This window comes from Desulfofarcimen acetoxidans DSM 771 (assembly GCF_000024205.1).
In the GTDB taxonomy this organism is placed as follows: Bacteria; Bacillota; Desulfotomaculia; order Desulfotomaculales; family Desulfofarciminaceae; genus Desulfofarcimen; species Desulfofarcimen acetoxidans.
Map to the genome: position 1 here is coordinate 2,911,535 of NC_013216.1, position 21,041 is coordinate 2,932,575.

The 21,041-nt window shown below is 38.0% G+C and carries 21 protein-coding genes and 1 pseudogene; 3 read left to right on the top strand and 19 right to left on the bottom strand.

The genetic code is table 11. The features are described 5' to 3' along the window. Together tnpA and DTOX_RS24415 are read right to left on the bottom strand one after the other, a co-directional pair. Nucleotides 1–318 (bottom strand): annotated as a pseudogene (gene tnpA, locus DTOX_RS22325) (IS200/IS605 family transposase). A 677-nt stretch (nucleotides 319–995) separates the two neighbouring features. After that, nucleotides 996–2,012 carry a hypothetical protein gene (locus DTOX_RS24415; protein ID WP_015758227.1) on the bottom strand — a complete coding sequence of 339 codons (1,017 nt, stop codon included), beginning with the start codon at nucleotides 2,010–2,012 and terminating at the stop codon, nucleotides 996–998. 1,331 nt (nucleotides 2,013–3,343) lie between these two features. Here DTOX_RS24415 and DTOX_RS13415 point away from each other — a divergent pair. Then, entirely contained in the window at nucleotides 3,344–3,757 is a 414-nt protein-coding gene (locus DTOX_RS13415) for a transposase (RefSeq protein WP_207635992.1), read from the top strand. A gap of 430 nt (nucleotides 3,758–4,187) precedes the next feature. Here the strand turns inward: DTOX_RS13415 and DTOX_RS23070 are convergent, their stop codons facing one another. The 14 genes from DTOX_RS23070 to DTOX_RS13470 all read right to left on the bottom strand — a co-directional run bounded on the left by DTOX_RS23070 (nucleotide 4,188) and on the right by DTOX_RS13470 (nucleotide 15,748). Next, a complete protein-coding gene (locus tag DTOX_RS23070) occupies nucleotides 4,188–4,364 on the bottom strand; it encodes a hypothetical protein (RefSeq protein ID WP_015758228.1) in 177 nt (58 codons plus the stop codon). 90 nt (nucleotides 4,365–4,454) lie between these two features. Continuing rightward, the gene (locus DTOX_RS13420; protein WP_015758229.1) at nucleotides 4,455–5,222 is read right to left on the bottom strand and encodes a hypothetical protein; all 768 of its coding nucleotides are present in this window, start codon (nucleotides 5,220–5,222) and stop codon (nucleotides 4,455–4,457) included. Beyond that, nucleotides 5,215–5,619, bottom strand: a complete 405-nt coding sequence (locus tag DTOX_RS13425; RefSeq protein WP_015758230.1) for a hypothetical protein — start codon at nucleotides 5,617–5,619, stop codon at nucleotides 5,215–5,217. Before DTOX_RS13425 ends, DTOX_RS13420 begins: the two co-directional genes overlap by 8 nt. 38 nt (nucleotides 5,620–5,657) lie before the next feature. Next, on the bottom strand, nucleotides 5,658–5,780 hold the full coding sequence (locus tag DTOX_RS24875; protein WP_015758231.1) for a hypothetical protein: 123 nt from the start codon (nucleotides 5,778–5,780) through the stop codon (nucleotides 5,658–5,660). Between the two features lie 1,465 nt (nucleotides 5,781–7,245). Further along, nucleotides 7,246–7,971 carry a LytR/AlgR family response regulator transcription factor gene (locus DTOX_RS13430; protein WP_015758232.1) on the bottom strand — a complete coding sequence of 242 codons (726 nt, stop codon included), beginning with the start codon at nucleotides 7,969–7,971 and terminating at the stop codon, nucleotides 7,246–7,248. A 5-nt stretch (nucleotides 7,972–7,976) separates the two neighbouring features. Then, entirely contained in the window at nucleotides 7,977–8,117 is a 141-nt protein-coding gene (locus DTOX_RS25370; RefSeq protein WP_083773446.1) for a cyclic lactone autoinducer peptide, read from the bottom strand. Between the two features lie 728 nt (nucleotides 8,118–8,845). Next, nucleotides 8,846–9,130: an accessory gene regulator B family protein gene (locus DTOX_RS25375; RefSeq protein ID WP_083773447.1), complete on the bottom strand. Its 285-nt coding sequence runs from the start codon at nucleotides 9,128–9,130 to the stop codon at nucleotides 8,846–8,848. Beyond that, complete coding sequence (locus DTOX_RS13440; protein ID WP_157862960.1) at nucleotides 9,072–9,974, bottom strand: sensor histidine kinase; 903 nt, start codon at nucleotides 9,972–9,974, stop codon at nucleotides 9,072–9,074. The genes DTOX_RS25375 and DTOX_RS13440 overlap by 59 nt, the downstream gene beginning before the upstream one ends. 5 nt (nucleotides 9,975–9,979) lie before the next feature. Further along, nucleotides 9,980–10,459, bottom strand: coding sequence for a hypothetical protein (locus DTOX_RS13445; protein ID WP_015758234.1), 480 nt, complete (start codon nucleotides 10,457–10,459; stop codon nucleotides 9,980–9,982). Between the two features lie 304 nt (nucleotides 10,460–10,763). Further along, entirely contained in the window at nucleotides 10,764–11,045 is a 282-nt protein-coding gene (locus DTOX_RS13450; protein ID WP_015758235.1) for a hypothetical protein, read from the bottom strand. Next, complete coding sequence (locus DTOX_RS13455) at nucleotides 11,035–12,222, bottom strand: DNA polymerase IV (protein ID WP_015758236.1); 1,188 nt, start codon at nucleotides 12,220–12,222, stop codon at nucleotides 11,035–11,037. The genes DTOX_RS13450 and DTOX_RS13455 overlap by 11 nt, the downstream gene beginning before the upstream one ends. An 871-nt stretch (nucleotides 12,223–13,093) precedes the next feature. Next, nucleotides 13,094–13,414: a hypothetical protein gene (locus DTOX_RS13460; protein ID WP_042315846.1), complete on the bottom strand. Its 321-nt coding sequence runs from the start codon at nucleotides 13,412–13,414 to the stop codon at nucleotides 13,094–13,096. 296 nt (nucleotides 13,415–13,710) lie between these two features. After that, nucleotides 13,711–14,826: an aldo/keto reductase gene (locus tag DTOX_RS13465; RefSeq protein ID WP_015758237.1), complete on the bottom strand. Its 1,116-nt coding sequence runs from the start codon at nucleotides 14,824–14,826 to the stop codon at nucleotides 13,711–13,713. Between the two features lie 304 nt (nucleotides 14,827–15,130). Beyond that, nucleotides 15,131–15,748, bottom strand: coding sequence for a TetR/AcrR family transcriptional regulator (locus DTOX_RS13470; RefSeq protein WP_015758238.1), 618 nt, complete (start codon nucleotides 15,746–15,748; stop codon nucleotides 15,131–15,133). Between the two features lie 121 nt (nucleotides 15,749–15,869). Here DTOX_RS13470 and DTOX_RS13475 point away from each other — a divergent pair, with 121 nt between their 5' ends. After that, on the top strand, nucleotides 15,870–16,439 hold the full coding sequence (locus DTOX_RS13475) for a cysteine hydrolase family protein (RefSeq protein ID WP_015758239.1): 570 nt from the start codon (nucleotides 15,870–15,872) through the stop codon (nucleotides 16,437–16,439). A 26-nt stretch (nucleotides 16,440–16,465) separates the two neighbouring features. Continuing rightward, nucleotides 16,466–17,686 (top strand): multidrug efflux MFS transporter, encoded by a 1,221-nt coding sequence (locus DTOX_RS13480; RefSeq protein ID WP_015758240.1) that lies wholly within the window; start codon nucleotides 16,466–16,468, stop codon nucleotides 17,684–17,686. Between the two features lie 655 nt (nucleotides 17,687–18,341). On the opposite strand, the gene DTOX_RS13485 is transcribed toward DTOX_RS13480, so the two are convergent. From DTOX_RS13485 to trpD, 3 genes are read right to left on the bottom strand one after another with little or no spacing between them, the layout of a single operon-like run. Continuing rightward, nucleotides 18,342–19,049: a phosphoribosylanthranilate isomerase gene (locus tag DTOX_RS13485; RefSeq protein WP_015758241.1), complete on the bottom strand. Its 708-nt coding sequence runs from the start codon at nucleotides 19,047–19,049 to the stop codon at nucleotides 18,342–18,344. Then, the gene (locus tag DTOX_RS13490; protein WP_015758242.1) at nucleotides 19,049–19,756 is read right to left on the bottom strand and encodes an indole-3-glycerol-phosphate synthase; all 708 of its coding nucleotides are present in this window, start codon (nucleotides 19,754–19,756) and stop codon (nucleotides 19,049–19,051) included. The genes DTOX_RS13485 and DTOX_RS13490 overlap by 1 nt, the downstream gene beginning before the upstream one ends. After that, nucleotides 19,756–20,784 (bottom strand): anthranilate phosphoribosyltransferase, encoded by a 1,029-nt coding sequence (trpD, locus tag DTOX_RS13495; RefSeq protein ID WP_015758243.1) that lies wholly within the window; start codon nucleotides 20,782–20,784, stop codon nucleotides 19,756–19,758. Before trpD ends, DTOX_RS13490 begins: the two co-directional genes overlap by 1 nt. Between the last annotated feature and the right edge of the window lie 257 nt (nucleotides 20,785–21,041).

Here is a 21,041-nt window from a genome sequence, read left to right on the forward strand (position 1 = left end):
TCACCTCTTTTCACCCTGGGTTTCAATGTACTTCTTAATTACTTCAATGGGTGCACCACCTGTAGTTAGAAGACAAAAACTTTACGACCAAAAATATTCTTTCCATAATTAGGGTGAGCCTTGAACAATATGTGTGTGTGCTTTGTCATGTTTGTATTCAAGAAAACTAATATTATATTTTGGTACAATATACTCACCAATTTCTTTGATACGGTTTGCTATTGTGTCGTTTATAACTTTTCTGCGGTATTTTACTACCAAAATCAGATGATATGTGAGTAAGAAGACTGAGTGACTATTTGTATCAAGTTTGCTCAATAATAATCAACCTTTCGTTATTGCGTCTGATTATATTTTGCCACATCATAGAGGCTTTGGCAAACATTTTATTAGTACACAAAACAAGGCCGCCATTCATCCCACCACCTTAGAGGTGGGGGAATTCTGGCGGGGTTTAGTTAAAACGGTGTCAGTCCGTACAATTCAAAGCTATCAATTCTATAGAAATCTTTATTCTTACCCGATAAAGGATGTAGTTTAAAAATCTACCTGCATTCTTTTTAGGCCTATATAAAAATATAAAGGCAGTGTGCTATTGGTTGTTCTTTAACTTGTTATTTAGCGAGATGTCCATCTCCCCGATATCCCAAACTGTTTGTTTTTGTACACGTATCAGTTGTGAATCTTATTTGTGCACCTGTATAACTGCCTGCTCCCGATATAGGGTAATTTTTTGGAGATGTTACTTCACCACTAACCTTTTTTCGTCCCCACATAGAACCTCCCCAAATCCCTTTTTTTAACAACGGCATAGGTAATTCCAACAGGGCAACTCAAATATACATAATCGTGTGATTGAGTTAGGTCTGTTAAGGTTGCGGTTAATCCATCAATATTGAATGTACCAGTTGAATAGAAAACGGCACCACCCGATCTGCCACTAAAACCCAAGATACTAATGTAGTTGCTACTGGTGAAATTGCTTGCGAGGATGATCAGGTATTTGCCTCCGGCTCTTGTGTTCCTTCTTGAATAACCTCATAGTTTTTTTCTAATGAGTTTGCGTTGATAATAACTTTCCAGGACTTATCATATCTAAGCACAAAAGGTACTTTTTCAATACTTCCGTTATCATATGTTAAAATTGCCTCAAAATTTATTAGGGTCGGTGACTCTTGGGACATGTTTGTAATCTTGTAATCAATTAACTTCTTTTCTTTAAGAAAATGAGTATACTCTTCCTTTTGAAAATCACAATCATCGGACGAATAGCGTTCATCTATAACGAAAGTAAGTATTTCTTCAACATTCTGATTAGCAATTGCATTCAGGTAACTTGTTAAAATATCTTCTGCATCTGTACCTGCGAATACGCTTATACTTGATGAGGTATTTGCCTCCGGTTCTTGTATTCCTTCTTGAATAACTTCATAGTTTTTTTCTAATGAGTTTGCGTTGATAATAACTTTCCAGGACTTATCATATCTAAGCACAAAGGGTACTTTTTCAATACTTCCGTTATCATATGTTAAAATTGCCTCAAAATTTATTAGGGTCGGTGACTCCTGGGACATGTTTGTAATCTTGTAATCAATTAGCTTCTTTTCTTTAAGAAAATGGGTATACTCTTCTTTTTGAAAATCACAATCATCGGACGAATAGCGTTCATCTATAACGAAAGCAAGTATTTCTTCAACATTCTGATTAACAATTGCATTCAGGTAACTTGTTAAAATATCTTCTGCATCTGTACCTGCGAATGCAGTTACACATGATGATAATAATAGTAATCCTAACAGACATAAAACAGACAATGCTCTTTTCATTTTCACAACCTCCTTCTTGGTATATTTTTTAAGTTTTACAACAGCAAATTTCTTCACAACACTCCACTGCTTCCAGTTGGTTAGCTTGAGAAATCCTTCTTTCTTTTTAATAAACTCCTTTATTAGAGGTTTTGAAACTCTCTCATATTTACATCCTAATCCATCATTTCTAAAATCTTTGACCAAATAAAACTGTGACTCATTCGGTTAAATTTGGCTGTTACTGATTTATGTCTTTAAAGGCTAAATCCTCAACCACCAGTACTCGGTTTAACTTTTGAGCAGTATCTACTACGTGAGTTGCGGCTTCACCAATCAAGTTCTCTCGCCGGGTACTTCGGGCATAAGTGCATTCGCTTAACGACTGCCACAGGCTTTCTTTGAACTGCCCCCGGTAATCGGCACATGCTCTAAACCGTCCGGGTTGGTTCCCGGATTATTTCTATCTTATAGGCTTCTCCTGTTTTAAGATAATCCAGCACCATTTGCCGATAGTTTATACCGTTAATCTTACTGGTTTTCTTGGATGGTTTTTGTGTCAGATAAATCGGCACGGTAATCCGGTTACCTAACCGACTTGCCGGTTATTATGGGATCGGTAGCTATCTCTAAGTATATATTGTCATTTATAACACATATCCTGGTATTCAGGTTGCCGCCTTTACTCTTATCACCTCGCGAAAGGTAGCGGTTATTTCGAGCATCCAGCCATTCTTCCCGACTGATTAGTCCTTTACAGCGTTTTTAGAATAGTTTTTTACCGCCAAAGACTATATTGGGAAATGAACTGCTATCTATGTGTTTTTGCCAGTATACATGTTTTCTTTGTTCTTTATCCAATCGCTTTTGAAGTCTGGATGTCTCTTGGGTGATTTAGCTTTATCCAGTTGTTTTTGGGTGTAGTCTACTTTAGCTATAGCATTTCCATGGTGAAGTTTAACCAGTTCTCTCTGCGAGGAGATTACTGGTTGTGCATCTAATACTGCATCATTGGCCTGTCGGGAGTTAAGGTTGAATTTTCCTTGTACCGCTAATCGTATATCTTGTGTTTTCCATCCGTCCAGAAGTCTTTTAAATGACCAACGAATTGCTGCACCGTAGCAATTCGTTCAAAACTGTTCTCTGTTCCTCTGTTGTTTCAAGGATTACGTCTCTAACTGTTGTTTTCAATGGCGCTCACCTTTTGTTCAATTATTTTACTTAGATTTTTTGCTACACGCCCACCGCGTTTACCGTACATACTGGCTGAAAAACTGGTGACTATATCAATCATGTCTTCGACTAATTATTACCCCTGAGCAAGTTGCTCACATTATTTCATTGTCATGTAAATCTCCTGAATCTGTGGACATACCGTTAAGTCACTGGACACCTTCAGCATTAAGAGTAGAAGTTATTAAAACAGGTATTGTTGAAAGCATTTCAGTCCGGCAAATCAGACGTTTTTTAAAAAGGAAATAGATTTAAAGCCGCACTTACATAAAGGTTGGTTAAATTCAAAAATATAAGATCCTGAATTGTTCAAAAAACAGGTAAAAAAAGTATGTCAAACATATAAAAACGCATCAGAACTTGAAAAACAAAGGATACATGTTTTTAGTACAGATGAGAAAACCGGTATACAAGCAATTGGACATCTTAATCCAACATTGCCAATGAAACCGGGACAAATCGAAAGATGTGAACAAGAATACAAAAGGTATGGCACATCCGGATTAATCACTACACGAAACATTGTTACAGGAGAAATTGTTGCACCACTTATTCAACCCACAAGAACGGAAGAAGACTTAATAAAGCACTTACGAGATGTGGTAGCAATTGATCCTAAAGCAAGGTATATTTTTATTATGGATCAGCTTAACACTCATAAATCAGAATCCTTAGTCTGTTTTGTAGCAGAGCAATCTTGTATAGTGGAATTGTCATAGATTATAGATACTCTTAGCATAAAAGGCAAATCCGGTATTTTAAAATCAATGGAGGCACGTGAAAAATTTCTATTAGATGAGTCACACAAAATACAACTTGTTTACGCTCCCAAACATACTTCATAGCTGAATCAAATTGAAATCAACATGTAATGGCGAAAAATGGCAACGAAGAAGCAATTGAAAAGCAAGCCATTTCTGAGATAAATAAAGATAGGGTTAATAATGTCTTGATAGATGGTAGACAGAAGCACCGTCCCCACGTCTTCATTTAGAGGTGGTTTCAACCAACATAAAAAGAATTACTCCGGTGCGTATTTTGTTGTGGTGACTTAATTATACCATAGGTGGGTATGCTTTTTGTGCTTTGACTGGATTTTCTCAGTGGCCTCGAACCGTCCATTTGTTATTTTTAACACCCTCATGTTTTTTATTGTTTAAATATTTTCATGGTATAAATAATAAGAGAAATAAGAGAAAGTAGAAGTGATAAAGGTATTCCAATAGCCAAAGCACCTTGAAAAAACCAATGTGCTATATTGGCAAAAATTAAAGATAACAAACTCAGCAACAAAAATAACTTGCCATAATCCTTCGTGTCCTTCATGTTATCCTCCTCAATAAAATTCTGGTAATTTTTAAGGGTGTCTTTTATCTAAGACACCCTTAAAGAATTCTACACTACAACACGGTCAAATTACCAACATTCGTACAAACAATAATACGCTATACTTTCCAAACCAATAACAGTTGCTACTGCACAAGCAGCACAACCCGGAGGATTAGGGAAATCTTCACAAACCGACGTACAAACTGCCCCTATCATTGCTACAACCCATGTAGCAACACCGCTAGAACTTAGACAACTGCTAAAGCAATTCCAAAAAACATTATTTATGGACATTTGAGGATTCACTATTTGCCCTGGTGTGAAGTTAGTCGTAGTACCATCTGGATTTACTTTGTAACCCTTAACAGTATCCCCATTTTCTTTCATTGTAAGGCATAACATTTTTGTACCATTTTCTATATAGGTACCTTCATATAATTTACCGTCTTTTTTAAACACAACCGCTATTGTTTTTATTAGAGTACCATCTTTTTTATTAAAAAGAGCCGCAAAATAACTAATACGTTTCTGACCCGTATTATCAATTATTCGTATTGATGCACCAATAATACCGTTACCCAATGCTGCATCAAGATCTTGTACTACCATGTCATCTTTATTCAATTGATATTCCGCGCTAATCCCTTGAGAGTCTGCTAATTTGATTAAAGTATTTTCATACTGTGCAGCATCCTCACCTGTAATTACTGGAATTTCCTTTGTTGGCTTAGTAACTCCAGATGTATTCGCAGCTGATGCAGTTGTAAAACCTATCATCCCTGGTAATGCTAATATGGAAATTATTAATAAGGCTACTACAAACTGATACCATGATTTTCTAAGCACCTTAATCATTCTTAATCCCTCCTAAGTTTATTTTTTCCTTATTTTGGTAGATCACATCCAGACACATCAAAACAAAGATCAAGTAAAACAAAATGTCTGTTGTTAGACAGGGCCAGCAGATGCTACGGTGTATTTGCAATGTCATTAAAAAAGATGTAACAGCAGCAAAAATCCCCGTAACGCCTAAGCATACAAATTGAAACTTTTGCATTTTCTGAGATAAGTAATAACTATAAGCAATAATTAATGATCCAACTAACGCAAAGACAGCTAGTGTAAGCTGACTTACCGGCAGACCAATAGTAGCAATACCACAAGACAAACACGTTGCATTTCGTTTAAGCCAGATAACGTAGATCGAAAAAGCAATGGTTACAGCTAGCACAATAGTTAAGAGTTTTTTCAATACAGTGTAACCTCCTGCGTATTTAACCTTTACAGCAACTAGACTAAAATAAAAATGATTTGGCCTTTGCTGGACAAAGGACAGGCAAAGGCCAGACTTTTCCCCAGCTTAAACACCTTAATTAAATTACTTCCATTTTCACCCTTATCATAGCTTTGCATTAACCTTACTCCTACAATTTAGGCTGATACCGGTATGTGGTTTGTATAGGCTAAACTTCGGGTGATAGTTTTTGCGGACTCCCCTGGTTACCTTGCGAACCACATTTTAGTTGAGAGAGTCCATTGGATTTACACTCTTCTAAGTTAAATATCTCACCTATACATCCCAGATCTCGCACTAAGGGATAATTAAACTAGAAATTATCTCCATGGCCTTTCCTTCTACTTTATGGATCATATATTTTAATGGTTGTAATTAACATTACCTATACACCATTATTTTATAGTTCTTTTTTTTACAATGCGGGAGTTGGGATATACAGAAACAACTTAGAATGACTGAAATATAAAATCCTACTCTCAAAGTTTAAAATCCCATTTTTTATGCCGATATATGTAGCGATTAAAAGAGCAGTTTATACAACCAAAGAATCGGAAGATATATTTTAGTCGATCCTTAATACCTTTATAGCTGCAAGTACATTTGGCACAGCTATACTCAAATTAAGCATCAGAAAACAAAGCATAAAAACCCTACTCACTTTTTACCTCCATAGGTAATTCACACCAGTCTTTTGTCGTTTCATTTACAGCATCCCTGAACCGAATAGAATATTGTAATTCTTAAATACATATAATATAATAATATTAATAGCGGTTCAGGCTAGGTTACTATGGGCATACGGTTGCAAGCTGTTTCCCGGTTTACCTACCGAGCCACTATTATTTTTTCCCCATTTAGGTGGGTACCGTGGCATTTTTTGATATTGAATCATATTGTCACCTCCTTAACTTAATATAAATTATGTAAATTTACTACAATAACCCTCTATTTAACCAACATTATAGTAAAAGATGGTCGCAAAATCACGTTAATATATCGGACAAGATAAATCATTAAGGCACATTTTTTCAAATCAAATTAAGACCAATTTGGATGGAAAAGGAATGGAAATTTAAGACACTACCTTCAAAAGCCTCGAATGACTTACCACAGTTACCTGTGGACGGTTACGGAACTTGTAAGTAACCAAATGATAGTTGCCGATAAATATAGTATTCTAACAGTGAGTTTTTGTTAGATCGTTATTTTTTTTATTCTAGTATTTATCCTTGGTTTATGTGTTGCCTATTATTAGGATTATTTCTGAATGGAACGCTTAACTTACAAAGTTATCAGAGAATGATATATACAGCATGGTGATATGAAATAAATGAAACTGTTATTAGGTATAAATCAACATAAAAACGGACGGGTAGCTATGGATTATCACCATGCATACCATATCATTATAGGCAAAAAAGAACATCCAAATATTAAATAACTTGAGTACTTATCGGAAGAAGAAATTCAACTAATTATAGTACGTTATTTACTGTTATTCTAGTGATTTTTCCTATATAACCATTTAATGGACGTATATAGCCAGATGATAGATTAGAGTAACAAAAAATACTCCTCTTATTACAGAGGAATAAAACGATGTTTGTGCTTCTCAAATTTATACCGACTCATTAAGGCAACCTTATCATATCCGTCAAAACCAACCTCGTACGACCTGTTACCAACTTCCCTGATTCTTACAACTTTTTCTATATTTGCTATGAACGATTTATGAACTCTGAGAAAATTCTCTCCAAGTTTATCCTCCAGTTCACCCAGTGTTTGATGTATCTTGTAAATATTGTTTCGGGCATGAATCAAGTTAAATTTGCCATTCTTCTCAATAAATATGATGTCACTCAAGGTTATCATAATTATTTCATTATTAACCTTAATCATTATTTTTTCAGAATTATTCCTGGTAGCATTTCTTTTTTTTATCTTATCTGCAAGGCTACTTATGATTTCGTTGACTTTACCTTTCTTCACCGGTTTGAGAATATAATCATACGGATGGACAGCGAATGATTCAATTGCATACTGGGAATATCCGGTTATAAAAACAAAATATGTTTCAGGATTAAAATCATATATTGTTTTTGCAACTTGTATGCCGCTTAACTTTTCTTCAGGGTTCAGCTCTATATCCAATAGTATAATGTTAGGGTTATGTTCGCTAGCAATATTGATTGCTTCTTTACCGCTCGCAGTGTCGATAATCCGATCTACTAAAGGATTCTCAGATACCAACTTCTTAAGAAACCTCCTAGTGTAATGCTCATCTTCTAGAAGTAAAATACTTACCATTTACATCAGTCCTTGTTTTTTAGACTCTCCGGTATGTCTGGTTTATAAGTGATAAACCAGCTATTCGGACTTACCTCAGTGTGGGCAACAAAGGCTAACACTGAGGACATAACATGAACCATCATCACTGCAAACTTTCTAAACATCGTTTACATTCCCTATCCATAAGGCACTGCCCATGCGTCCAAAGCAAGAGGAGCGTGTCGAACAAGAGTATAAGAGACACGGAACAACCACTTTAATCGCTTCACGGAACGTCTTAACTGGAGAAATTGTTGCTCCGCTCATTTAATCTACACGGACGGAAACTGATTTCTTAAAACATCTTCGTGAGGTAGTGGTGATTGATGCAAAACAGTTCCATATTTTTATCATGGATCAACTGAAACACATAGTCAGAGGCATTGGTAAAAAGGGTTGCAAAACAGGAAGGAATCCCGACAGAAGAGTTGGCCAAAAAAGGGGTAGAGGGAATCCTGAAGTCGGGCTGTGTTTTTGTCAGATCCAACACATCGGATTCGTATTGTCTATACGCCTAAACATTCCTCATGACTCAATCAGATTGAAATTTGGTTTAATATCTTAAAACGGCGATTACTCAATAGGCGCTCTAGTTTTTCATCTGTTCAAGAACTGGAACTATTGTATTCAACAGTTTATTGACTATTATAATCAATATTTAGCTAAACCGTTTCGCTGGACATGTGCTAATAAGCTTTTGTCTACATAATACTTATTTTTAAATTATTGGTGCGTATATATTTACGCCATCATGCACTAGTGGAGCGATTCCTAATTGGCGTATACAAATGTCCTTTAGTCAATGAGGTTTGTGAGAGATTAAATTATTACTTAATATTTAAGAATTGTCCTACTAGTTTGCCCAGGCCAAGAAACAAAGAGAGATACCAACTGTCAAACATCCATAATACGTGTTTAAGTGGGTACCTCCTCTGTAATAGCATAACGATGCAAAAGCTATCAGGCACACCATGATCGTTATGAAGGTATCCATAATTAAAGATAATAATAAAGCTAGTTGCGCAAATGTTCCGAGTATAATTTCCAACCCATAAGAAAAAATTTCCAACCTATCCTGTTCAACCTGTAATAGAACTCCCATGATTACAGCAATTTTCTGAGCAAATGCTTTTATCATCTATCCCTCTACCCCTATCAGGAAGATATACAATAAATGTTGTCCCTTCCCCCGATATTACATCAATTTTTCCTCGGTACCTGTCCACCAGTTTTTTAACCAGGTACAAGCCGTATCCGCTAGCTTCGGATTCCTTGGTAGTGTAGGCTGCTGTAAACAACTGTTGCTTAACACTTTTTGAGATCTTTGGCCCAGTATTATGAACATATAGCACATAATTATCATCTTCATGTTTTATTTCTAAAGATGCTCGGTGATCCACATGATCCTGAAGTGCAGCCTCCAAGGCATTATCCAGAAGGTTACCCAATATACTGCACAGATCCCAAGGATGCACATCCATATTTGCAATATCACATTTTACAGAAAAAGCAAAGTCAATTTTCTTGGTCTCAGCTACTTTTCGCTTACTGTTTAAAAGAGCCGTAATGGCAGGATGGCCTACGTAAACTATTTCTTCCGTATATCTATAACTCTCCGCTATACCTTCGATATATTCTATGGCTTTATCCACTTCTTCCAGGTACAACATTGCCTGTATAGTCTGGATATGTCTGCTGTGTTCATGTTTTTGGGTTTGCAAAATATTCAACAGCTCTTCCACCTGCAGGAGGTGCGATTTCAAAAGGTTAAATTCCATAACCTTCTTGGTATTCTCTTCAAGACCTTTGATTGAAAAAATAACGAGACCGCTCAATATTAAATCTACTAAATTTAAAAATGGTAAAAACATCTTTAAATCATTGATATCCTTGGATAGAAATATTTGTTGATTCATAAGTACAATTAAAAGAGTTTCCATGAGTATAGTAGAAATAATAAGCAATCTAACATTTTTAAACAACACAATCAATCCCTATCCAAATTCAAATCAAAGATCACATAATTACGTTTCTTTGCAAAGTAATAAAATATCATCATAATGGTACCAGAAGGCAGAAAATATAATATGTTCAACCAGGGCTCTAAAACCAAGCTATCTGTAGTGTACACAGTTATCTTAAGAAGTACTGGCAACAATACTCCCTCCAATACTCCAAGAATTAGTACACCGGTAACAATTGAAATAAAACAGTGCCAGAAGTTGCTTCCTGTAACGATAGCTGATAATAGTGTTGAAGACACTAAAAGTATCATTGTATGAATTCCGAATGGGAGTGGTAATTCTCTTGCAAAGATCGCAAAAATACCAACTATCAAGGACAACAATAATGCTATTGAATAGCTTAAATACAAGTTAAAAAGCTGAAACCCGATTTTAATAATGAGAAATGTTTGAGGGATAGAAATCAGCAAAACGATATACCAGGGTAATAGCGTTGGTCGCATATAAATCCTCCTAAAATATAGGCATATTTATCCCCGAAACCAGTGAACATCAGAAACCGTTCAATAGCAGTCTACAACTATATTGGAGAAAAATTTACTTTAACTTTTATCAAAAAGATTCATCATAATTACAATAACATTATCTACTTCTATATTTACTTGCAAATTCCTGCAACATTGGCACAAACAACCCAATTTTGAGTCTAAATAACCAAGATTAGGTTACTTATTTAGGAGATTCTATCAACAACAACGCTAAGAGATAATGTTAGATCCAAATAAAGCGGGGTCGTAAACCGTCCTGTTATATAAAGTTGACCATTTGACCCATAATCCGGCTTACTGCAAACTTACTACGGCTCTGAGCATCTAGATTGCCGTTTTTTATATACTTATTTAATCCTTCTAAACCAACAAGCTTAATTATCTCTATTATCGGAATCTCAAAAGGGATTCTTTTTTCCAAATTGCCATATGCTTTACTATTTACAACATAAGCGTTTTTAGTTTGCTGCTTGCCTTTAACAGTAACAAAAAACTTGTAATGTGCGCAGTAATGAATAGCTTTATTTCTCTTATCTGGCATATAAGCTGACCTCCGTTAGGGAAATACCCCTAAAAATAGCCCGCTCACCAAACCGGTTACATATTTTATCGTATACTTTGGCTAGCTTTACCTGCTTTTCCTTTTCGCCGAAAAGATCATACTGTATATAATCATCCGTTTTTAGGTTGCTTAATGTAACTCCTACTAATCTTACGGCCCAAGACTGGTCCCAATTTTTGTGTAAAAGCTTACAGGCTGCTTGATATATTTCGCCGGCGAGATTAGTAGGATCAGGTATAGTCATGGATCTGGATATAAATTCTAACTGTGTGTCCCTGAGTGTAAGGAATACCGTTCGCCCTACATAGCCACCCTGGCGGGCACGCCGTGCTACCATCTCACAAAGTTCCAGGATTATAATTTGAATATCCTTAAATCCTCTGATGTCCCTGGGAAGTGTTCTTTGTTGGCCAATACTCTTATCTGTATCCGGGGATCCAGAGGTTACCGGACTATGATCCAGACCTTGAGCACAATACCACAGCATCTCACCATTTTTACCCCAACGTTTTTTCAAAATTTCAACAGGATAATTTGCCAATTCCCCTATAGTAAATACATTAAACTTTCTAAGATGTTTTTCGTATCTGGAACCAATACCAAAAAGCTTTCTGACTGGCTTACTGTAGAACACATTTCTATAGTCATTTACTGTTTTTATAATTGTAAGGCCATTGGGCTTTTGTAACCCGGCGGCCATCTTGGCAATCAGCTTATTGGGACCAATACCAATGCTGCATTGAACACCTATCTCGGATAGAATCCTTTGCCTTATTTTAGCAGCTATCTCTACCGGTGGTCCCCATAGGTTGATAATTCCGCTAAAGTCAATAAATGCTTCATCAATGGAAAAAGGTTCAACGAGATCAGTAAAATCCCTCATGATGTGTAATATCCTGCTAGAAAAGTCTATATATAAAGGGTAATTGGGTTTGAAAAAGTATCCGTCGGGGCACAATTTTTTAGCTTCCCATAAGGCCATACCCGTACCTACACCTTTAGCCTTGGCCTGATAACTGGCTGCCAAAACTATACCGGTCCTCCTTTCCGGCTCTCCGGCAACAATAACTTCTTTTCCATCTAATTCAGGATTAAAAGCTTGATGACAACTGGCATAAAAACTATTCATATCTACTAAAGCAACGACTCTTTCCATTTCTCCATGCCCCCTAACCACCACAAGTATTTATGCCCGTGTACTAATGGATACTATGTGTTTACTATTGTACTCGTTTAGAGTAAACATTCAATAGAATTTACTTTAATATTATTAAGTGATATTGTAAAAAGAAGAACTTTAAAAAACAACTGATGGATTCTTTGAATGGAAAAAACAAGAGGACGGTAGTTTTAACTGAGGAAAAGGACTATAAGCTTTGGTAAGATAATAAACCGGCCAACTGAATTTAAAGGGCCTCTAAAGCCTTTTAGTGGTTATTTAATCGCATACCCTGTTTCGACTCAGGTAAATTCCCCAAAGGCTGTCTTTGGAATAGAAGCCACTTCTTTATATCACTTTCACCTGTGAATTTTTTATTATTAACCGAAAAACTAAAGCTATACAGGCCTACGATTTACCAACTCAATGCCAGAAACCAGCATGAATAATATACACCTTTTTGAGCAAACAGTTCGCAAATTAGACGGTCTTTTCATACATAATTCCCCTTCTGTTACCGGCCGATCAATAAGTAATTCTGCAAAGCACCTCCCCTTTCGTATACTCAATAAATTTTTTAGATAAAAAAGAACTCACCAATGTTAGGGGCTGTTGACAAACTATTCTTTTATACAAAAAAGGTGTCTGATAACCCAAGAAAATCAGGGGTTTTCAGGCACTTTTTCGTGAAAGATTGATTTTATGTCATTTGTCGACAGCCCCGTTAGCCAGTGAGTCCTGTTTATTTGCAGTTTGATGTATATTTTCCTTGTGAGATACAGCTTGAGGGCAATCCGATTTTGCCATGTTTTTGTATCGCTGGTAGAGAAAACGCGATACATCATTCACAAAAAAATTAAGAAGATCATTATCTTGATGTCCGACCTAGGAAGAAAAAGAAAAACCCAAATCCATAGAGTGCAAACAAAATCTTTATGGGTTCAGCTCCGGGGATAAAACCCAAAAATCCAAGAAAACCCATAAAAGCAAGTAATCCCAATCTTTCTGGAAAACGTAAACATTGATCATAAAAAAATCGTAAGCTAAATAAGCTAAAAGAAGCAAACGCAGCTAGCCATGGTTTAAGAATGGTCAAATCGACTGCGTAGCCTACAACTCCGACCAACCCCACCAAACCAAGCATTCCAAGGCTCTCTGGAAATTTAAGACGAATGTCACGGATCGACATTTTGCTCACATCCCTTCAAAAAGCAATTTCATTTTTTGTCCTTTTGCCATATCATAGAGGCTTTGGCAACCATTATTTTATTAGCCTACAAAACAAGGCCACCATTCATCCCACCACCTTATTTTAGAAAAATTACGCTCAATTGAAAGGTAAATTGCTAAACATGGGCCTGGGGATACTTGACGTCAATATTAATTAATCTCGTGACGAATGAATCGGTGTTTTTATTGAAATAATGCATGGTCTTTCCTCATGATGTTATGGAAATTCTTGCAATTATCCCATTGGAACACCTTTTATTCTTTCTGCAATTCTAGATAGGCTTCCTTCATGAGTCGTGTTATTGGCATTTTCTGAGGACATATTTTTTCGGCAATCGAATAATCGCTACTATCTATTTTACTCTGAATACCACTTGGCATTTGTGCAAACCTCTGAGCAGCCAAATCTTGTCTACCATATCCTCTTGAATACATGAGCATTTCCATAATGTCAAATATAGGTATCTTGTCAGTGTTTGTTGTTTCACACGCGCCACAGCGCCTACAAAAATATTTTCCAGTTGCATTTGCATAATCTAGCAACAATCTTAAAATCTCAGGGTTGAGTGGATTCTTATCTATAGCTGCCAAAACATTTGATTGTAAAATAGCTGAGTTAGGCATGAGAGAGCAAATTGATGTTAAGGAAGGATTCTGCCAAATTGCCCTTAGTTTTGATTGCTCAAAGGATATATTATGGCCTGTCAATAATGAATCTATCTTTTCCTTGCTCGGAAGCTTCTGCAGCTCGGCTTTTTTCTGTACACAGAACCCCATGGACTTAACAGCAAATATGCCAATGCCTTTTCCATGGCATTTCTGCAAAGCTTCTTCCATGCTTTTAATACTCTGCATTCTATAGTTGTAAAACGTTTGAATTCCATCTATCCAACCGAGCTCAGAGGCACCGCTAAGGCAGTTATCCATGTTTTTGTGGGTGCAGAATCCGAAAAATCGAATCTTTTTTTCCTTTTTGACTTTCTCGACCCATTTTCTCACATCATTATTGAGCATCTTGATGTCATCCACTGAATGTATTGCTAAAAAGTCTATAAATGATGTCTCATTCTCTTTGAGAACTTTGTCCAACTGTTTCTGCATGACAACTGGATCTGTTGAATAAACTTTTCCAGATAAAAAAACTCTTTCTCGTATCTCAGGTTTTCCTTGGAAATACTTGGCGTATACTTTTCCAGTGAATGAGACAATCTCCCAGCAATCTACACCGTACTTTAAGGCTTCATCCAGCAAAGCTTGGCTGTCTGCGCTTCCAAAGGATCCCCCCCCGAGACAGAGTTTCGATATTTTAACTCCAGTATTGCCGAATGCTCTCTTGGGTACAATAAAATCCATGTTATTCTTTTGCATCATTTAACTCCACCTCTCCCCCAATAAATTAAAGTTATCCCTAGTGCAGCTTGGCTTTAATGAACAATCATAGTGAATATATAGTATGCTTGAAAAAATGGCTAACGGAACTCATATACAATTGCACTTTAAGGAACGTTCTACCATAATATTAGCGGCATATCAGGGAATAAGCAATACTTATATTGTCAAAGAATACAATCTAAACCGAGGCACCTTAAAAAAATAGCTCAACAGATAGGCAAAAGAAGAAAAAGATATAACGCAAATAGAAACAGATAAACCCGATGCTGCTAACACAACATCATCAGATAGTGAAAATAGTATTAATAAATGTTAAACAGAGTTGTTCCAAAATCATCTCAGGGGAATAGCCACGTACCCCTCTCTGAAACAAATAGGAATCACTACTTAAAGCCATTAGCAACATATCGGCTCTGAAAACACTGTTAGTATGGCTCTGCTCAGTTCCAGTCATCTCGTCAAATAGTTTCACGAATAGTTGATGCAATTCGTCATATAGAGGACTGCGCTTTCGAGACCTAAGTGGATTTGTTGATGCGGAGTCCTCGACCCCTGTAAGCAATTGTGATTTTTTTTCTCTGAAGCAGATAAATAACCTGAGAATTTCTTTAAATCGTTGACTTGGTGGAAATATCCGGTTGTCCCTCAAATATGCTTCAATGTCCTCGAAAAGTTGATCAATGTTTTCTCTGATTAAATCCAGACATAATTCACCTTTGTTTCTATAACGGCGATAGAGCGTACCCGGGCCGATCTGTGCCTCAATGGCAATTTGATTCATACTGACTTGTTCAACACCATTTTGCTCAAACAACCTAATAGCCGCATTCAATATACGCTGACGATTCTCGGCAGCATCACGACGTTCAGTACGAGTAGTGGTTGTATTCTCATCACTCACTATACTATCAGCTCCCTAAATTCAATTATAAAATCATTGACAAGTGGAGTATTCTCCACTTAATATTAATAAGGAGAGTTCTCCACATAATACTAGCATAATGATGGGGAGTGTACAACACATGCAAAATCACCACAATAAAACTGCACTGTTGGTCATGGATATGCAAAACGGTATTGTTTCGCGTTTTGCAGGAAATGGAAAGGTGCTGCTTCCGTTTCAAAAGGCAGTTGAAGCCGCACGGCGACATTCCATTCCTGTAATATTTGTCCGAGTCGCATTTCGCGAAGGTTATCCCGAGGTTAGTCCACGAAACAAGTCCTTCTCAGCAATTTCCGGTTTCGGTGGAATGACCGTCTCAGAAACAGCTACGCAAATTCACGAATCGGTACAACCCCAACCAGGTGAGCCACTTGTTACAAAGCTTCGCGTCAGCGCATTCACTGGCAACGATCTTGAAGTCATACTCCGATCCCGCCAAATCGATACCCTTGTTCTTTGCGGCATTGCCACCAGTGGCGTCGTTCTATCCACATTGCGGGAAGCAGCTGACAAAGACTTTGCCCTTAAGGTGCTTTCGGACGCGTGTCTTGATGCTGACCCGGAAGTTCACCGCGTTCTCACAGAGAAGGTGTTCCCTCGCCAGGCAAATGTATTGACTGTCGATGCTTGGATCGATACATTAGATTAAAAAGTCTTGAAGGAAGGCTTATAGTTATGCCAATTTGGAAAAGAAATTTAATCGTTTGCTGGTTTGGGATGTTTGTGACAGGTGTGGGAATGAGCCAGATTGCCCCGGTATTACCGCTTTATATAAAGCACCTTGGAGTTCACAATACAGCTTTAATTGAACAATTTTCGGGATTAGCCTTTGGTGTTACTTTTATAATTTCAGCTGTTTTCTCTCCTATTTGGGGACATGCTGCTGATAAATTTGGAAGAAAACCAATGCTTTTGCGGGCAAGCCTTGGTATGGCAATAGTTATTTTCAGTATGGGTTTTGCAACAAATGTGTACATGCTGATAGGCTTAAGATTGTTGCAGGGAGTTATAACTGGCTACAGTTCAGCTTGTACCACATTGATTGCAACTCAAACAGATAAAGAACATGCAGGATGGGCTTTAGGAACGCTTTCGACATCATCTATAGCAGGTTCTTTGCTTGGGCCTTTGATTGGTGGCTTTATCGAAGAGAATTTTGGTTTGCAAAATATATTTTTTATAACTGGTGCACTGATGTTGGTTGCATTCATTACAACTGCGTTATATGTAAAGGAATCTTTTAGTCGTCAAGATAAAAAGGTACTTGGTACTAAGCAAATATGGGGAATTATTCCGAACAAAAGTTTGATTATTACAATGTTTGTAACCTTTTTTGTGTTATACATGGCATTATATTCTGTTGAACCAATCATAACAGTATATATTAGCCAGTTATCAAGTAATACAGGTCATGTTGCTTTATTGGCCGGAATAGCATTCTCAGCTTCAGGACTGGCAAGTATAATTTCGGCTCCAAGATTGGGGAAAATTTCAGATAAGATAGGACCTCAGAAGGTTATGTTAGTTGCAATTGCATTGTCGGGACTAATTTTTTTACCTCAAGCCTTTGTAACAAATCCTTGGCAGTTAATAGTGCTTCGTTTTTTATTAGGAATAGCAACTGCTGGGTTGGCTCCTTCTGTTAATACCCTGCTTAAGAAAATTACACCGGAAGCTTTTGCGGGTAGAATATTTGGTTTTAACATGTCGGCAGGGTATTTAGGCGCATTTGGAGGTTCACTTTTAGGTGGGCAAGTGGCAGCATATTTGGGTATCAAATACGTATTTTTTATTACCAGTACATTGCTACTGATAAACACAATATGGGTTTATTTTAAAGTATTTAAAAAGCTAAGTTTAAATAATAAGCTGGGCACACAATTGGAACAAGCCTAACTCTCCGAACTTGTAGCTACATCAAGCGGTCTCCGAAATCTCTAGAGACCTCCTAATGCAGCTATAATTTGAAATAATCGACAAAAACAATAACCACTAACTTCCTATAACCTCATCATACCCATATTTTTATTTTAGCTTTTTAATTAGGGATATTAGTTAATAAATGTTATATATTACTAATATTAAACTATGCAAAGCTATATCCTTTTATAAGCAAATTAAAACAGTTATTTACGAGCTAAATGACAGAGCAACTTTCATTTATATTGGCAGAGCTTTAACCGTAAGGAACGAGAAAGAATTTAGGGAACATACTACTAGTTTAACAATTTCCCGCTTATATTCAGCATTAAAATTCTTCTTAGATGTGGCTGAACACATCCTTTCATGTTCTCATTATAGCAACCTTTTAATGTGTCCAGCAAATTAGGTACAGCCCAAAGATAATTTTAAGTAATCCACCCATATTAAAAAAGCACCTGCCTTCTTATCAGATGCCCTTTAATCTAAGTAGATTAAATTTTAAGCTCCTACTTATTCATCCCAACCTTATAAGCCTTCCTATATAGTCGTGCACAGCACTCCACATGTGTTTTGATAAAATGGCGATACTGCAACGCAGAATTATCTTTTTGCATAATAGTACGCCCCTCTAAAAATGAGGGGGTCTTTGATTCTTGAGCGGTTGAATAGATGCTAACAGACGCGACAATGATTCAGCATCCTTTTCTCCCGGACTGTTCTCTACGCCCGTCATGACATCAATGAAGTCCGCGCCCGTCTGCATTAAAATATTGCAGACATTACCGGCATTCATTCCACCTGCAATAATAACCGGTTTTGAAGATAGATTTATTATCTGTGAGCAGAACTTAAGATCCAGTTCGGCACCATTTGCGGATGCATTTGATGGCACACGTGAATCTGCAAGCAACCCGTAAACACTGCTCCTGCACAGTTCCTCTATAATCGTTTCAATATCCACAGTTCCAAATTGCGAGATGCGATCTTCCATTACAGGAGGAACTGTTTTTATAACATCAATATTAAGTTTCCGAAGTGCATCTGAAATTATTATGGTTTCCTCAAGCGTTTCTTTATAATGAAGCTGCACCATAGATGGACGCAGGTTGGCTGCCAGTTCAATTACTTTCCCGGGAGTACCGCCGGTAACAATGCAGCTTCCGTGCGGAGATTGGACTATGTTCAACAACGGTAACGCCTCAGTGCGGCTCAAGTTCCAGGGAACCGGCATGGGGTATTCTGTTACAAAGCCGAGAATATCCACTCCCAGCTTCATACACAATTGTACATCTTTTTCGCGTTTCAACCCGCATATTTTCAGTTTGATGCTGCTCATTAAACGTAATCTCCCATTCCTCTGCTAAGAGCAAGATAGCACTCACGCATGTTTTCTGCCTGCCAGATTGCCGTTCCGATAAGTACCGCATCGGCACCCGCACGAATTGCTGCCTGGGCTTCCACAGGGGTTTGAATGGAACTCTCACTGATCAGTATTGCATCCTTTGGCTTATATTTGGCCAGTAATTCTGTAGCAGAAACTGTTCCGTCATCTCTTTCCAGTTCAAGGATATTACGATTGTTAATACCCACAAGCTTAGCGCCAATTTTTCCGGCCAAGATCAATTCTTCCTTTGTATGGGACTCGACCAACGGCTCCAGTCCTATTTTCAACGCTTCTTCATACAGCTTGATCAGCAATGAAAACGGCTGCGCGGCGCAAATAAGCAGGATTGCCTCCGCACCACAATCCTTTGTAATCTTCAAATCGTCAACGCACGTAATAAAATCCTTACGGAGTGTAGGAAGCTTTGTTAACGCCGCAATTCGCTCCAGAAGTTCTAGGGAACCGCCAAAGTTCTTTGATTCGGTTACAACCGACAATGCGGGCGCACCTGCTTCAGCCAGCAGCTTAGCCACTTCCACCGGATCTCTTCCCCGAAGGAGATCACCCTCTTTGGGGGAAATGCACTTTATATCGGGAATGACGGGAATGAACCCCGCCTGCTTTCTTGCTCTAATCAAAGCGGAAATTTTCGTATTCATTATTTTGCTCCAAATGAGTTGGACATTTCACGCAACTGATTGAGTTTCTCTGCCGCAGCACCAGTGCCTATCAGCTTGTTGGCAAGAGCTATGCCTTCCTCAAAGCCGGCTGCTTTGCCGCCGACTATCAATGCACCGGCAGCATTGAGTACAATCGCATTGCGTCTGGGTCCGGTTATTTCACCTGAGAAGACACCACGGATCGTTTTTGCGTTTTCTTCGGGGGTGCCTGTTTTAATCTCTTCCAGGGTGCAGAGCTCCATGCCAAAGTCCTCGGGCTGAATCTCATAGGTTGTGATTTCACCATCTTTCAGCTCATTAATTCTGGTTTTGCCAAGCAGAGAGATTTCATCCAGTCCATCTAGACCGTGTACAAACATGGCGTTGGTATATCCGAGCTCTTTAGCTACATAAGACACGGTATCGAGAAGCTCAGGCTTGTAAACACCAAGGACATGCCTGGGTGCAAAAGCGGGGTTAATTAATGGACCAATGATGGTATAGAAGATGGTTTTGATACCAAGATCCGATTCCGCGGGCAAGACCTTACACATTACCGGATGGAACAAAGGTGCGTAGATGAAAGCAATGCCAATTTCCTCAATCAGCTTTTCAGCCTGTTCAGGCATAAGATTGATGTTAACACCCAAAGCCTCCAGTACATCTGCGCTGCCGGACAGGCTTGAAATGGAACGGCTGCCATGCTTTGCAATGGGAATACCTGCTGCCGCAGCGACAATGGCTGTTGCGGTAGAAATATTGAAAGTGCTCAAGCCCCCGCCAGTCCCGCAGGTATCCATCAGCTCTGCTTCCACCTTGGGCTTCAGGGGAACACAGTTTTCACGCATCGCTTTAGCGATGAAGGCTATTTCCTGCAGAGAAGCACCTTTCATCAGAAGTGCGACTTGAAAACCAGCAATCTGAACGTCGCTGACTTCATCATTGTTTATGGCACTAATGAGTTGAAAAATCTCATGTTCAGTCAGTTCCTGATTTTTTGTTGTTTTGTTCAAAATATTCTTATACATATTTATATCCTGGTTTCTAAAACCTACTAAAAACTACAAGTAGTTTTTTCACCCGTCCGACAAACGGGTGGCAGTGTCACAGGATTCAACTGCTAGGCCATAGGCTCTCGCCTATGTTCCGGGTGGTCTCCTCTAAGAGAGTTCCCCGCCACTGCTTAAAGCAAGCGTACTACCCGGAGAAGGTGTTACCTCCGCCTGGGTTCTGACTTGCGGCAACAGCCTTTCGCTGCGTGTACTGTGCCGCCCGCAAAATTTAT